This is a genomic window from Streptomyces sp. SCL15-4 (assembly GCF_033366695.1).
GTDB lineage: Bacteria > Actinomycetota > Actinomycetes > Streptomycetales > Streptomycetaceae > Streptomyces.
The window spans coordinates 7,054,937-7,067,605 of sequence record NZ_JAOBTQ010000001.1; the positions used below are offsets into that span (position 1 = coordinate 7,054,937).

A 12,669-nucleotide genomic window follows, 5' to 3' on the forward strand; every position below is an offset into this window, starting at 1 on the left:
CGGCCGGGCCTCAGCCCGCCGAGAAGACGCCGACGCCGTTGGGCACGGGGCGCTCGGTGCCGCCGCTGGGGTGGTTGCGCACGGTCACGGCGGAGGCACCCGCGTCGCGGGTCACCATCTCCGTCGAGCCGCCGCCGTCCAGGTTGAACGCGTCGGAGGCGCCCAGCGACCGCATGACGTCCGCCTCCTCGTGGACGGTCAGCCCCGAGCGGTAGTCCGCGCCCCCGTCCAGCGCCAGGAGCAGCAGCTGCCGGCCACCGCCCTTGACGCCCACGGCCGTGCGCACCGCCGAGGTCTCGTCGTCCAGCCCGGACAGCGGGGCGCCGCCGCGGACGACCGGGAAGCCGCCGACGGCGAACGCGTACGGCACCCCGGACGAGGCCGCCGTCAGGCCGTGCGTGATCCGCACCGGGTCGCCGACCGACAGCTCGCGCAGCTCGCGCGCGCCCTCCTCGCGGCCCACCAGGACCGTGGTGTCCGCGGGGATCGCGCCGCCGCCCGGAGTGCCGGACGCGGAGACCACCCGGCCGTCGCGCACCTTCACCTCGTAGGTGTCCTCGCTGCACGGAGCCGAGCGCTGGGTGTCGGTGCCGCACACGGCGCGCTCGCGGGAGGCACCGCCCCAGCGCGCGGTGAACGCGCCGACGGAGCCCACCGGCAGCGCGTACTGGTTGAGGCCCTTCAGCGGCAGCTCTCCTTCCGGTGTGACGGCCGAGCCGGTGAGGGAGAGCCGGTCCAGGCGGGCCCGCCGGTCGGTGCCCACCCCGAGCACCTCGCGGGTGTCGGTGCCCGGGGGCAGCGCCGGCCCGAACCGCTGACCCTTCGGCACCGCCGCCTTGAGCACCTGCCCGTTCGCGACGGCCGGTCCCACGGGCGCGCCGGTGGCGTCCACGCCCGGGTGCTGGGTCTCGGTGATGTGGAAGAAGTCGCCGTTCACCCCGGCGACCGCACCGGCCGAGTCCGCCAGCCGGGAGACCGTCGCCCGGGCCGCCACCGTGCCCGGATACAGCAGATCGACGCGGACGTGCGGGTTGCCCAGGTCCACCGTGAGCAGGTGGACGCGGGCCGTGCCCTTCGCCGCGTCGACGTCGAACTGCCGGTAGGTGACGCCCGGTGCGATCCGCCGGCCCGCCGGTGCGGCGCCGGCCGGCGCCGCACCCGCCAGGGCCGCGCCGGCCAGCACACCGAGCGCCGTGGCCGTCGTGAGAACCGCTCTGCCCGCCGCCGAACGCGCGCCGCGTCTGGTCACCGTGCCTCCTGATGCCTCGTCAACCGCCCCCGTGTGCAGGGGCAGTGCAGCAGAATCGGGCGACCGGCGGTACGCCTACGCGTCGACGACGCGGGAACGGGTGAGAAAACGTACCCCCTCGGGTGCCTCCAGCGAGAAGCCGCTGCCGCGTCCCGGGACGACGTCCACGATCAACCGGGTGTGGCTCCACGCCTGGTACTGGCCGCGTGCCATCCAGAACGTCACGGGCTCCGGCACCCCCGCCACGGCCAGCTCCGCCAGCAGCACGTCCGAACCGCCGGTGCGGAACTCGCCGTCGGGGTAGCACATCGGGGCGCTGCCGTCGCAGCAGCCGCCGGACTGGTGGAACATCAGCGGGCCGTGCTCGGCCCGCAGCCGGCGCACCAGCTCCGCGGCGCGCGGGGTGAGTTCGACGCGCGGGGTCTCCTGTGCCATGGCACCGTCCCTGACAGCCCGGGGATGGATTTTCCGCGTACCAGTCTCACGGGGTCTCAGGAGCGCGTCCAGAGCGCGGTGTTGACCGATTCCGGTCTACTGCGGACCGACGCGCCGTGCCAGCAGGGCGTACGTGCCCGAGGCCACCGCCAGCCCGGCCGGCAGGGCCAGGTCGACGCCGAGGGCGGCCGCCACCGGCCCGGTGCAGACGCTGTCGACGCACAGCGCGGAGGCCGTCACACCCGCCGTCAGCGCCAGCGCCCCGGCCGCGTTGACGCCGCCGGTGTACCAGAACGGCCCGCCGGGCGACTCGTCGGCGAGGGCGGGGCCGTCGTAACGGCCCCGGCGCAGCAGGATGTCCGTGGCGTAGACGGCCGTGGCGGGGCCGAGCAGCAGCACGGTCAGCTGGAGCACATCGCCGACGGTGTCCAGGAAGTCGGAGACCAGCAGCGCGTACAGGGTGAGCGCCACGGCCACCGCGCCGTCCACCAGGACGCTGAGCGTGCGCCGGATGCGCAGGCCGACGGCCTGGAGGGCGAGACCGGCGCTGTAGGACGTCAGCGCGTTCAGCGCGATGGTGCCGAGGACCAGCGCGAACAGGAACACCGGGCGGAACCAGCCGGGCAGCAGCCGCTGGAGCGAGGACTCCGGGTCGTTCATGTCGACGGCGGTCGCGGCACAGGCGCCGATGCCGCACACCAGGACGCTCGGCACGAAGCCGCCGAGCGCCGTCCAGCCGGCCACCGCCTTCGCGGGCGTGGCGCGCGGCAGATAGCGGGAGAAGTCCGCGCTGGTGGTGTACGACAGCGGGCCCGAGGCGATGAGGGCGATCCCGGCGGACACGGCCGCCCACAGGTCCCTGCCGGTCAGCGGCGTCGCGGGGGCGTAGCCGAAGTCGGTGTGCCGCAGCACCGCGACGCCCACCACGGCGAACACCGCCGACAGCGCCAGGGTGATCGGCAGGTAGAGCCGGACGATCGCGGCATGGCCGTAGACGCCGATGGCGAGCGTGACGGCCGCGATCAGCACCACGACGGCCGCCTTGGTCCCGGCGTTCACCGGCAGGCCCGCCCGGTCCACCAGCGAGAAGGCCGCGGTCGCCGCCGCCGCGAGGTTCAGCGCGAAGTAGCACACGGAGATCAGCCAGCCGGTCACCGCGTTGTTCACCCGGTTCCCGCGCACCCCGTACAGCGCCCGGGTCACCACCTCGCTCGGCGCGCCCGCCACCGGGCCCGGCACCGCCAGCAGGCCGGTGAGCAGCCAGAACAGATTGCCCACGACGATCACCGCGAGCGCCTGCCACAGGTTCAGCCCCATCAGCACCAGCGCGCCGCCCACCACCAGGCTCAGGTAGTTGACGTTCGCGGCGGCCCACACGGAGAACAGCTCCCGGGGCCGGCCCCGGCGCGCGGAGTCCGGGATGTGGTCGATGCCGTGCGCCTCGACACCGGCGTGCCCGGGGGCCCGGGAGGCGGCGGCGGAGCCGTCGGACGCGGGCCGGGCGCCGGGGTGCGGGTCGGGAAGCGTGGACGCCATGGAGCCTCCGGAGGCGGTGGGATGGGCCTGGCCGCTTATTGAGCAGGTGACCAGTTGCGTATTGGTCGCACACTCAATAGCATCGCCGTCATGTCGTCAAGCGTTCAGCGCAAGCGCATTCGCAAGGACCCCGCCGCCCGGCGGGCGGAGATCGTCGCCGCCGCCGCGGCCGTCGCCCTCGCCGAGGGCCTGGAGTGCGTCACCCTCCGCCGGATCGCCGAGGAACTCGCCGTCCGCCCCGGGCTGATCAGCCACTACTTCCCCTCGGCCGAGGACCTGGTCGCCGAGGCGTTCGGCTGCGCGGCGACCGGCGAACTCGACCGCCTCCTCCCGGCCGAGCGCGCCGGACGTACGCCCACCGGGGACCTGGCCCGCTTCCTCGCCCACACCTCCGGCGAGGCGTACGACGCGCTCAGCCGGCTGTGGATCAACGCCCGCCACCTCAGCCGCTACCGGCCCGTCCTCCGCGGCCGGGTCGCCGAGCAGGAGGCCGCCTGGCGCGGCCGGCTGGAAACCCTGGTCCGGGACGGCGTGGCGGCCGGCGAGTTCGCCACCGACGACCCGTCGGCGGTCGCCGTGCAGATCCTCGTCGTCCTCGACGGCCTGGGCGTCCACGCCAACACCGCGACACCCGAGCGCCCGGCCGCGGTCCTGCGCATGCCTCGCACCACGGCGGAGCGGGAACTCGGGCTGCGTCCCGGCACGCTCGACGAAGCCGCCGCCTGATCCACCCGCCCCCGCGCCCCTCATGTCCCCGCGCCCTCCCGTGAGCGAAGGAGCCCCTGTGCCCGCCGATCTCGTCCTGCTCTCCGCCCGGCTGCTCGATCCCGGCACGGGCGGCCTCCTGCCGCACACCGCGCTCGCCGCGGAGCGGGGGCGGATCAGCTTCCTCGGCGACGACCGGGACGCCCGTGCCCTCGCCGGGCCCGGCACCACCGTGGTCGACCTGCGCGGGGCGGTGGTCACCGCCGGGTTCACCGACGGCCACCTGCACCCGGTCTCCGGCGCCGAACGCACCATGGGCGCCGACCTGTCCGGCTGCCGCGACCTGGACGCCGTACGCACCGCGCTCGCCGCGGCGGTACGGGAACTGCGGCCCGGCGCCTGGCTGCGCGGCTGGGGCCTGGACCCCAACGCCTTCGGCACCGCGCCCGTGGCCGCCGCCGCCCTCGGCCCCGTGCTCGACGGGGTGCCCGCGCTCATCGACCTGTTCGACGCGCACTCGGCCCTGGCCAGCGAGCGGGCGCTGGAACTGGCCGGCGTCGACGGGCCGCGTGTCTTCGCACAGGGCTCGGAGATCGTCTGCGACGCCGCCGGCCGGCCCACCGGACTGCTGCTGGAGGACGCCGCCTGCGAGGTCGTCGAGGCGGTCGCCCCGAGGCCCACCGCAGCCGAGGTCCGCGCCCGCGCCGCCGAGGTGCTGGCCGCCATGGCCGCCTCCGGGCTCACCGGCGGGCACGCCATGGACGCGAACGGCGACAGCCTCGCCGTCTACGCCGCCCTGGAGGCCGAGGACGGCCTGCCGCTGCGGCTGAGGATCGCCCCCTGGTGCCGGCCCGAGACGGACGACGCCGGTATCGCCGAGCTGGTGCGGCTCCAGGGCACCGGCGGCGCGCTGTGGCGGGTGGCGGGCGTGAAGCTGTTCATGGACGGCACCATCGACAACGGCACCGCCTGGCTGGAGGCCCCCGACTGCCACGGCCGGTCGGACCACGCGCACTGGCCCGATCCCCGGCGCTACACCCGGGTGATCGCCGACCTGCACCGCGCCGGCGTGCCCACGGCCACCCACGCCATCGGCGACGCGGCGGTCCGCCATGTGCTCGACTCCGTGGAGCGGGCCCAGGCCGGGACCGCGCGGACGGGCGGCACGGGTGGCAGCGGCGGTACGGGCGTCGTACGGCACCGGGTCGAGCACATCGAGACCGTCCCCGACGACACCGTGCGGCGGTTCGCGCCGCTCGGCGTCGCCGCCTCGATGCAGCCCACCCACTGCTGCGAGTTCACCCGGGCGGACCACACCGACAACTGGTCGCGCCGGCTCGGCGAGGAGCGGGCCGGCCGCGCGTTCCGCTGCCGGGACCTGTGGGAGGCCGGGGCCCGGGTCGTCCTCGGCTCCGACTGGCCCATCGCGCCGTACCCGCCGCTGGCGGTCATGGCCGGCGCCCGGCACCGGCGTCCCGCCGACCTCTCGCTGCCTCCGCACGGCCCCGAGCAGGCCCTCACTCCGCTCCAGGCGCTCCAGGGCATGACCGTGTGCGCCGCCTGGGCGGCGGGCGAGGAGGACCGCGCCGGCCGGCTGGCCGTCGGCCACCGCGCCGACCTCACGGTGCTCGCCGACGATCCGCTGCGGGTACCCGACAGCGAGCTGGCCGCGCTGCCCGTGCTGCTGACGGCGGTGGCGGGACGGGTCACGCACCGGGCGGCGGGGGTGTAGCGCGGGCCCGGGGGAGGGGCGGGGCCGCGTGGGCGGTACGCCGCTTCCACGGGCCCGGTGGACGAGGGAGCCGCACGCTTGCGGCGGGGTCGTTCAGCGGGCGGAGTCACGGCGTTCGCGGCGTTCGCGGTGGGCGCGGCGGGCCTCCGGCAGCAGCGGGAGCAGCGACACGACGATGACCACGGCCACCAACGGCAGCAGATAGTCGTCGATGTGCGGCACGGACGCCCCCAGGGTGTACCCGGCCAGGACCAGCGTCTGCGACCACAGCACCCCGCCCACCGTCTGCCACAGCGTGAACGTCCCCGCGGGTACGCCCAGGACTCCGGCCACCGGGTGCAGCACCGTGCGCAGCAGCGGTACGAACCGGCCGATCACCAGCGCCTTGCCGTAGCCGTAGCGGGCCACCAGCCGCTCCGCCCGCGCCGCCGCGTCCGTCACCCGGCGGCTGGACGTGCGCGCCAGCAGCGCCCGCCCGCCGTGCCGCCCGATCAGATACCCCACCTGACCGCCCGCCACCGCCCCCGCGGCCGCGCACACCAGCACCTGCCACAGCGCGAGCCGGGGCGGCTGCTGGGCACTGCCGGCGCACAGCACCCCGGCCGGGAACAGCAGGGTGTCACCGGGCAGGAAGAAGCCGACGACCAGCAGGCCCGACTCCGCGAAGATCACCGCCAGCACGCCCAGCGCGCCGAAGGCGGCCAGCACCGAGGCGCTGTCCATCGGGTTGACGGCGGTCACCTGCCCGCACCTCCCGGCCTGCTCGCGGACGCCTCCGCTCCCCAGCATCGCCCGCGCGACGCACCCGCGCGCACCGGTTTTCCCGGCCGGCTCCGGGCGGCCGCAGGACTCGCCTCCGTGCCCGGAGGGGCGGTCAGTATCCGTACCGGCTCTTCAGGTGGCGCCAGAAGTCCCGCAGCATCCAGGTGTCGAACTCGGTGATGCGTGTGGCGCTGCCCGCGTTCATGAGGAAGCAGCACCGGCCGGTCGGCGTCCAGTCGTAGAAGTCGTCCAGGCCGAAGGTGTGGCCGACCTCGTGCAGGTAGATGTGGATGTCCTCCTGGTCCAGCGCGCCGGTGAAGTACTCCTGTCCCACGCGCTGGCCCCAGTCCCCGCCGGCCCCGCCCTGGAAGCCCTTGGTCAGCCACAGCGACTGGTCGTAGTGCCGGGCCGCGCCGCCCGGGCATTTCGAGTAGTCGCCGTTCTGGTGGAAGAAACGGCCGCAGTCGGGAGCGCACTGCGGGGCGCCGGCGCTGTCCAGGACTCCGGCGTAGACGTCGACCGAACTGTCGGTCCACCGGAGCGTGGCGCGGTCCTTGACCGCCCAGCCGACGATGTCGACCGGCACGCCGGTGTACGGCCAGGCGTTGTGCCCCTTGCCGTCCACCACCATGGCCGCCGTCCACTTGCCGAACTGCTTCTTCAGCGCGGCGTGGACGCGGTCGCGCAGCGCGGCGCTCACCGGGGCGTCGGACTCCCAGCGGACGCAGTAGTTGATGCGGCCCTTGTTGGCCATGATCTGGTCCCAGCCGTAGTTGCGGAAGCCGTAGAGGTCGGGGTAGGTCGACTCGACGTGGTTCCAGACCTCGCCCAGCGGCTGGACCAAAGTGGCCGGCGGATTCCAGTCGTCCGCCGCCCGGGCCCGGGACGCCGCCGCACCGGCCGCCGGGACGAGCGCGGCCAGGACGGCGAGCACGGTGAACAGCCGTGCGATACGTCTGTACATGGTGAACTCCTCGTGGGGGGAACGGGATTCACCTGTCGGTCGCCGCCGGTGCCGCCGAGGTTGCCGGTCGGCGGGGGCGTGAGCCGGGGTGTACCGCATTCGCGCCCCCTGCCGCATCGCCCATCGGATCCGATTCACTCGAATGGCTTAACGAAACCAGGCCTTGGCTTTTCATTTCATTCCTCTGGCTGAGAGGATGCCGAGGCCACCCTCTCCACATTTTTGTATGAAAATCTCAAAAGGGTGGCGAGTCGAATGTGAGAGCGCAGTGGCAGATATTTTCGACAAGCAGTTGACGGCCGTCATGCAGCACGCGACACGCATGCGGCCGAGGGCCGTCTACAACGCACTCGAGGCACGCGGAGGGGAGGTGTTCCTGGGTGGAAAACGCCTGGTCATGGCCGCCCGAAACGATTATCTTGGCCTTTCCGGTCATCCCCGTGTCGTGGCGGCGGCGGCCGACGCGGCCCGTCGCTGGGGTGCCTCCGCCTCGGCGAGCCGGCTGATCGGCGGAACGCTCACCCTGCACGAGGAACTGGAGGCCAGGCTGGCCGCGTTCCTCGACGCCGAGGCGGTGATCGTGACCACCACCGGCTTCGAGGCGAACCTGGCGCTGGCTCCCCTGCTCGGCCGCGGTGACATCGTCTTCAGCGACAAGGCCAATCACGCCTCGCTGATCGAGGCGGTGCGGCTGGGCTTCGCCGACAGACGCTGGTACCGGCACTCGGACATGGCGGACCTGGAGCGCAAGCTCGCGGCGGCCGACCCGGACGCCGCCAAGGCGATCCTCACGGACGGGCTGTTCTCCATGGAGGGCGACTTGTGCCGGCTGCCGGAACTGGTCGCGCTGGCCCGGCGCCACGGTGCCCGCCTGGTGGTCGACGGCGCCCATGACATCGGGCTGCTCGGGCCCGGCGGACGAGGGGTGACCGACCATTTCGGGCTGCCCGACGCCGTCGACCTCCACACGGGCACCCTGTCGAAGGGCTTCGGCTCCATCGGCGGCTTTCTCGCCGGGCCGGCCGAGGTGATCCACTACCTCCGGCACACCTCGCGGTCCGTCATCTTCACCACCTCGATCCCTCCCGCCTCGGCCGCGGCGGCGCTGGCGGCCCTGACCATCATCGAGTCGGAGCCCGAGCGCCGGGCGCGCGCCTTCGAGGTGGCGCGGCAGGTGCGGGACGGCCTGCGCGGCCTCGGCTTCGACACGGGCGACTCGGTCACCCCGATCGTGCCCGTGATCACCGGGCGCAAGGAGCTGGCCACGGCCCTGTGGCGGGAGGTCCTCACCGAAGGCGTCTTCACCAGCGCCGTCTCCGCGCCGGCCGTACCCGAGGAACGCTCGCTGGTCCGGCTGTCCCTCCAGGCCACGCACACCGACGAGGACATCGACCGCATCCTCGGAGCGTTCGCCCACGCCGGCCGCCGCCTCGGCCTCATCCCCGCCGGGCCGCCGCCCGTCCCGGTGCAGCCGACCTTGAGGGAAACGCTTCTGGACTGGGTGTCATGAGCGTCACGGTCACCCCCGTCCGCGCCCGCACCGACCTCACCGCCTTCATCCGCCTCCCGTACCACCTCTACCGCGACGATCCGCTGTGGGTGGCCCCACTGGAGCACGAGCGGCGCTCCTTCCTGGACCCGGCCCGCAATCCGTACCACCGGGTGGCCGATGTCCGGCTCTTCCTCGCACGGCGCCACGGCACCGTCGTCGGCAGGATCGCGGCCATCGTCGACCCTCGTTACAGCGAGCGGCACGGCCCGGGCCGCGGACTGATCGGTCTGTTCGAGTGCGCCGACGACACCGAGGCCGCCGCCGCTCTCTTCGACACGGCGGACGACTGGCTCGCCGCGCGGGGAATGACGCGCACCTTCGGCCCCCTCGGATTCACCACCAACGACGAGTGCGGCATCCAGATATCCGGTTTCGATCAGCCGCACATCCTCATGATTCCCCGCACCCGGCCGTATTATCCGCAGCTCTTCTCCGTATGTGGATTCGAGAAGGCCAAGGATCTGGTTTCGTACGCCATTCCGATTCCCGGTGACGGGGAACCTCCCGCGGAATACCGTGAAGCCGCGGACCGCGTCCTCGCGACCCCGGGACTCACGGTTCGGCCGATGGATCCGAAGCGGACGGAAGCCGATATGGAGACCGTCCGGAAGCTCTACAACGAAACGTTCACCCGCAGCTACGGCTCGGTTCCCATCGACGAGGCGCAGTTCGCCTACGTGCTGCGCAAACTGAAGCCGCTCCTGCGTCCCGGCCTCCTCCAGATCGCGGAGATGCACGGCACACCCGTCGCCTTCCTGCTCTGCCTGCCCGACGCCCACCAGGCGCTGCGCGCGGCCCGCGGTCGGTTCACCACCTTCGGCCTGCCCGTCGGGCTGATCCGGGCCGCGCGGGCCGTCCGCCGTATCGACCGCGTGCGCTTCGCCGCCATGGGCGTGGCGAAGGAACACCGTTCCCGTGGTCTCGCGGCGGCCCTGGTCACCCAGGCCCAGCGGGCCGCCTTCCGTCTCGGCTACACCGAGATCTCCTACTCCTGGGTCCTGGAGGACAACCACGCCTCCCGCCGCCACGGCGAGGCCCTCGGCGGCGTCCACACCCAGACGCACCGCCTCTACGAGCGCGCCACCGCCGCGCCGCGCCGCTGCTGAATCCGCGATCCGGCCGCGCCCGCGAGGAGTCCCGGTGGCCGACTCCGGTCAGCTCACACAGGCCGGTGCGGTCTCCGCGGCGAAGGTCCGTGGGTGGAGGCGACTTTTTCGGCCCATGCGGCGCTTGCCGGCCCGGGCAGCGGCAGGGACGGTCACCCGGGCCCACGTCGACAGGTACGAGCGGGCATTCCGCAGGTCGGCCTGGGTACCCGTCGGTTCGCGAAGGACCCGATCGAACGAGGAGGCGGTCACCGTGACCGTGCCCGAGGAGAACCGCCCCAAGACGAGCACGACGGACCAGGTCGTCGAGTCGGCCGACACCGGCGACGAGCAGCAGCAGCCCGGCGCCTCCGGCCGCTCGATGCGCGAGGCGATGGAAGAGGCGGGGATCACACCGGACGACTTCGAGGAGTAGCCGGGCGGACCCGCCCCGACAGGCCCACGGTGACAGGAAGAGGGCCGGTGCCTCGCGGCACCGGCCCTCTTGTGTGTCGGCCTCAGACGGGGCGGACGTTCGCGGCCTGCGGACCCTTCGGGCCCTGGACGACCTCGAACTCCACCTGCTGGTTCTCCTCGAGGCTACGGAAGCCGTGGCCCTCGATCTCCGAGTAGTGGACGAAGAGGTCCGGTCCGCCGGGCTGGGCGATGAAGCCGAAGCCCTTCTCGGCGTTGAACCACTTGACGGTTCCCTGAGTCATTTGCTGCTCCTTGCAGGGGCGGGGTACGGGAGCCGCACCGTGCGGGCTCCCGGGCCGGCCTGGACGCGACTTCACCAGTTCCCTGAAGGAAGGCGGCGCCCGCGACATCGTTCTCCGCGAGCGTGCGGTGAAACACAGACACAAAAACTACGACCGCCTCGTACAACGAGCCGCCCACCGATTTCATTCCCGCCGCCGGAGAATCAGGTACGGCGCTTCCCGACGACATGTGTCTGCTTCATGCCGATATGTGCGTAGGAGTCGGCCGTGCGGGCACCCGTCGGACCGCAACGCCCTCAACCACGGGACGCACCGGTGGGAGGCAGCATGATCACCCATGAACATCTGGTGGAGGAAGTGGCCTCGCGGAGCCGCCTGGACGACACGGAGGCCGCGGACGCCGCCGTACACCTCGTCCTCGCGGCGCTGAGCAGCCGCCTCGACCCGCCGCGCCGGGAGCACCTGCGCAAGGCCGTACCGGCCCACGAACGCCCCGCGCTGCGGTACGGGGCCGACGTGGCGGACGACTCCGCCGTATCGCTCGACGACCTGCTGGCGGACGTGGCCCGGCCCGCCGGCGCCACTCCCGAGCAGGCGCTCTTCCTGGCGCAGACGGTGGTCTGCCGCATCGCGGCCGAGGACACGGACCTGGCGGCGGACCTGCGACGCGCCCTGCCGGACGAGTTCGGCACGCTGTTCGAGGAGCCGGATCAGCCCCCCGAGCGCAGGACCCCGTAGGTCACCAGCCCGTACATCAGATGCGGTATGGCGTCCGACACCCAGTCGGTCGCCGGCCAGCTCTTCGGATCGCTCACGCCCAGGCGGGCCATCGGAAGGTCGGTCGCGGCCATGGCCAGGGCGCCGGTGGCCGCGCCCCCCAGCCACCAGGGCGGCCGGACACCGGCGCGGTGTGCCAGGGCGACCACCGCGCCGGTGCCGAGACCGACGGCGATCCCCGCCAGCGCGCCCAGCCCGGCGAGCCGGTTCTCCCTGTCGTCACCCGACCCGGGAACCGGCCACCCCGCACTCTGGGCCGTCTTCTCCACGGTCCGGGCCGGAGCCTGGCTGGAGGCCCTGCCCCGCAACGCCATGTCACCGTAGGTCACCGCGTTCAACACGGTCGTCCCGGCGGCACCCGCGACGCAGCCCCGCACAACGCTTCGCATCATGCGGCCCCGAGTGCCCGTGACGTACCGGTACGAATCGCCTGGAATGCTCCGCCTCGGACATCGTGCACGAGGCCGGCCCGCATCCGCTGCTCCCTGGCGCCGTCGTAGCGTCATGCCATGACCACAGCTGACGCCTCGGCCTACTCGTACCGCATCGCCGTCCCCGAAGACGCTCCCGCCATCAAGGCGCTGGACGGCTCCTTCACGACCCGCTCCGTCTTCCGGGTGACCGCGACGGAGGAGGGGTTCGCGGTGCGGGAGGTTCCGGTGGACCCACCGCTGACCAAGGTGTTTCCCGAGGACGAGTGGGACGGTGACGAGGAGAGCGCGGACGCTCGTACCTTCGTCGCCGAGGAGGCCGCCGGTGAGCTGGCCGGGTTCGCGTCCGTGTCGTACTCCCGCTGGAATCGCCGGCTGACGATCGAGGACATCGAGGTCGGCCCGGAGCACCGGGGCAAGGGCGTCGGCCGCGCGCTGATGGGGCTCGCGGTGGAGTTCGCCCGTGAGCGCGGGGCCGGACACCTCTGGCTGGAGGTCACCCACGTCAACGCGCCGGCGATCCACGCGTACCGGCGGATGGGTTTCGCGTTCTGCGGCCTCGACACCACCCTGTACGACGGCACGCCCGCGAAAGGCGAGCGGGCGCTCTACATGAGCATGCCCTGCCCATGAGCCGGTGGCGCTGCCGGAGTGCTCAGCCGTCCGGAGGCATCCGGATGGTGAGCGGACCGATCACCGAGGACGATGGTGCTCCAGCCCCG

The 12,669-nt window shown here is 73.2% G+C and carries 14 protein-coding genes; 7 read left to right on the forward strand and 7 right to left on the reverse strand.

From position 1 onward, the window contains the following. Positions 1 to 10: 10 nt before the first annotated feature. From SCK26_RS31790 to SCK26_RS31800, 3 genes are all read right to left on the reverse strand, one after another. On the reverse strand, positions 11 to 1,249 hold the full coding sequence (locus tag SCK26_RS31790; RefSeq protein WP_412080803.1) for a phosphodiester glycosidase family protein: 1,239 nt from the start codon (positions 1,247 to 1,249) through the stop codon (positions 11 to 13). Positions 1,250 to 1,324: 75 nt separating this feature from the next. Continuing rightward, positions 1,325 to 1,684 carry a DUF779 domain-containing protein gene (locus SCK26_RS31795; RefSeq protein WP_318204785.1) on the reverse strand — a complete coding sequence of 120 codons (360 nt, stop codon included), beginning with the start codon at positions 1,682 to 1,684 and terminating at the stop codon, positions 1,325 to 1,327. Between the two features lie 96 nt (positions 1,685 to 1,780). Next, on the reverse strand, positions 1,781 to 3,220 hold the full coding sequence (locus SCK26_RS31800) for a purine-cytosine permease family protein (RefSeq protein WP_318204786.1): 1,440 nt from the start codon (positions 3,218 to 3,220) through the stop codon (positions 1,781 to 1,783). 90 nt (positions 3,221 to 3,310) lie between these two features. On the opposite strand from SCK26_RS31800, the gene SCK26_RS31805 reads away from it, so the two are divergent. Then, the gene (locus SCK26_RS31805) at positions 3,311 to 3,946 is read left to right on the forward strand and encodes a TetR/AcrR family transcriptional regulator (protein WP_318204787.1); all 636 of its coding nucleotides are present in this window, start codon (positions 3,311 to 3,313) and stop codon (positions 3,944 to 3,946) included. Positions 3,947 to 4,004: 58 nt separating this feature from the next. Then, positions 4,005 to 5,657, forward strand: a complete 1,653-nt coding sequence (locus tag SCK26_RS31810) for an amidohydrolase (RefSeq protein ID WP_318204788.1) — start codon at positions 4,005 to 4,007, stop codon at positions 5,655 to 5,657. Between the two features lie 93 nt (positions 5,658 to 5,750). Here SCK26_RS31810 and SCK26_RS31815 read toward each other — a convergent pair whose 3' ends face one another. Continuing rightward, complete coding sequence (locus SCK26_RS31815; RefSeq protein WP_318204789.1) at positions 5,751 to 6,398, reverse strand: DedA family protein; 648 nt, start codon at positions 6,396 to 6,398, stop codon at positions 5,751 to 5,753. Between the two features lie 133 nt (positions 6,399 to 6,531). Beyond that, positions 6,532 to 7,383 carry a hypothetical protein gene (locus tag SCK26_RS31820; RefSeq protein ID WP_318204790.1) on the reverse strand — a complete coding sequence of 284 codons (852 nt, stop codon included), beginning with the start codon at positions 7,381 to 7,383 and terminating at the stop codon, positions 6,532 to 6,534. A gap of 397 nt (positions 7,384 to 7,780) precedes the next feature. On the opposite strand from SCK26_RS31820, the gene SCK26_RS31825 reads away from it, so the two are divergent. From SCK26_RS31825 to SCK26_RS31835, 3 genes are all read left to right on the forward strand, one after another. Then, entirely contained in the window at positions 7,781 to 8,893 is a 1,113-nt protein-coding gene (locus SCK26_RS31825) for an aminotransferase class I/II-fold pyridoxal phosphate-dependent enzyme (protein ID WP_318204791.1), read from the forward strand. After that, positions 8,890 to 10,041, forward strand: coding sequence for a GNAT family N-acetyltransferase (locus SCK26_RS31830; RefSeq protein ID WP_318204792.1), 1,152 nt, complete (start codon positions 8,890 to 8,892; stop codon positions 10,039 to 10,041). Before SCK26_RS31825 ends, SCK26_RS31830 begins: the two co-directional genes overlap by 4 nt. A gap of 253 nt (positions 10,042 to 10,294) precedes the next feature. Beyond that, the gene (locus SCK26_RS31835; RefSeq protein ID WP_318204793.1) at positions 10,295 to 10,456 is read left to right on the forward strand and encodes a hypothetical protein; all 162 of its coding nucleotides are present in this window, start codon (positions 10,295 to 10,297) and stop codon (positions 10,454 to 10,456) included. Between the two features lie 82 nt (positions 10,457 to 10,538). On the opposite strand, the gene SCK26_RS31840 is transcribed toward SCK26_RS31835, so the two are convergent. Then, positions 10,539 to 10,739 carry a cold-shock protein gene (locus SCK26_RS31840; RefSeq protein WP_318204794.1) on the reverse strand — a complete coding sequence of 67 codons (201 nt, stop codon included), beginning with the start codon at positions 10,737 to 10,739 and terminating at the stop codon, positions 10,539 to 10,541. Between the two features lie 327 nt (positions 10,740 to 11,066). Between SCK26_RS31840 and SCK26_RS31845 the strand changes: the two genes are divergently transcribed. After that, positions 11,067 to 11,477: a DUF2267 domain-containing protein gene (locus SCK26_RS31845; RefSeq protein WP_318204795.1), complete on the forward strand. Its 411-nt coding sequence runs from the start codon at positions 11,067 to 11,069 to the stop codon at positions 11,475 to 11,477. On the opposite strand, the gene SCK26_RS31850 is transcribed toward SCK26_RS31845, so the two are convergent. Next, on the reverse strand, positions 11,450 to 11,908 hold the full coding sequence (locus SCK26_RS31850; RefSeq protein WP_318204796.1) for a hypothetical protein: 459 nt from the start codon (positions 11,906 to 11,908) through the stop codon (positions 11,450 to 11,452). The genes SCK26_RS31845 and SCK26_RS31850 overlap by 28 nt on opposite strands. A gap of 117 nt (positions 11,909 to 12,025) precedes the next feature. On the opposite strand from SCK26_RS31850, the gene SCK26_RS31855 reads away from it, so the two are divergent. Beyond that, positions 12,026 to 12,580 carry a GNAT family N-acetyltransferase gene (locus tag SCK26_RS31855; protein WP_318204797.1) on the forward strand — a complete coding sequence of 185 codons (555 nt, stop codon included), beginning with the start codon at positions 12,026 to 12,028 and terminating at the stop codon, positions 12,578 to 12,580. Positions 12,581 to 12,669: the final 89 nt, after the last annotated feature.

Excerpts from the sequence above, each read along its gene's own strand:
- SCK26_RS31795 (WP_318204785.1), bottom strand. The coding sequence starts at position 1,684 with ATGGCACAGGAGACCCCGCGCGTCGAACTCACCCCGCGCGCCGCGGAG.
- SCK26_RS31800 (WP_318204786.1), bottom strand. The coding sequence starts at position 3,220 with ATGGCGTCCACGCTTCCCGACCCGCACCCCGGCGCCCGGCCCGCGTCC.
- SCK26_RS31805 (WP_318204787.1), top strand. The coding sequence starts at position 3,311 with ATGTCGTCAAGCGTTCAGCGCAAGCGCATTCGCAAGGACCCCGCCGCC.
- SCK26_RS31820 (WP_318204790.1), bottom strand. The coding sequence starts at position 7,383 with ATGTACAGACGTATCGCACGGCTGTTCACCGTGCTCGCCGTCCTGGCC.
- SCK26_RS31825 (WP_318204791.1), top strand. The coding sequence starts at position 7,781 with ATGGCCGCCCGAAACGATTATCTTGGCCTTTCCGGTCATCCCCGTGTC.
- SCK26_RS31830 (WP_318204792.1), top strand. The coding sequence starts at position 8,890 with ATGAGCGTCACGGTCACCCCCGTCCGCGCCCGCACCGACCTCACCGCC.
- SCK26_RS31840 (WP_318204794.1), bottom strand. The coding sequence starts at position 10,739 with ATGACTCAGGGAACCGTCAAGTGGTTCAACGCCGAGAAGGGCTTCGGC.
- SCK26_RS31845 (WP_318204795.1), top strand. The coding sequence starts at position 11,067 with ATGATCACCCATGAACATCTGGTGGAGGAAGTGGCCTCGCGGAGCCGC.
- SCK26_RS31850 (WP_318204796.1), bottom strand. The coding sequence starts at position 11,908 with ATGATGCGAAGCGTTGTGCGGGGCTGCGTCGCGGGTGCCGCCGGGACG.
- SCK26_RS31855 (WP_318204797.1), top strand. The coding sequence starts at position 12,026 with ATGACCACAGCTGACGCCTCGGCCTACTCGTACCGCATCGCCGTCCCC.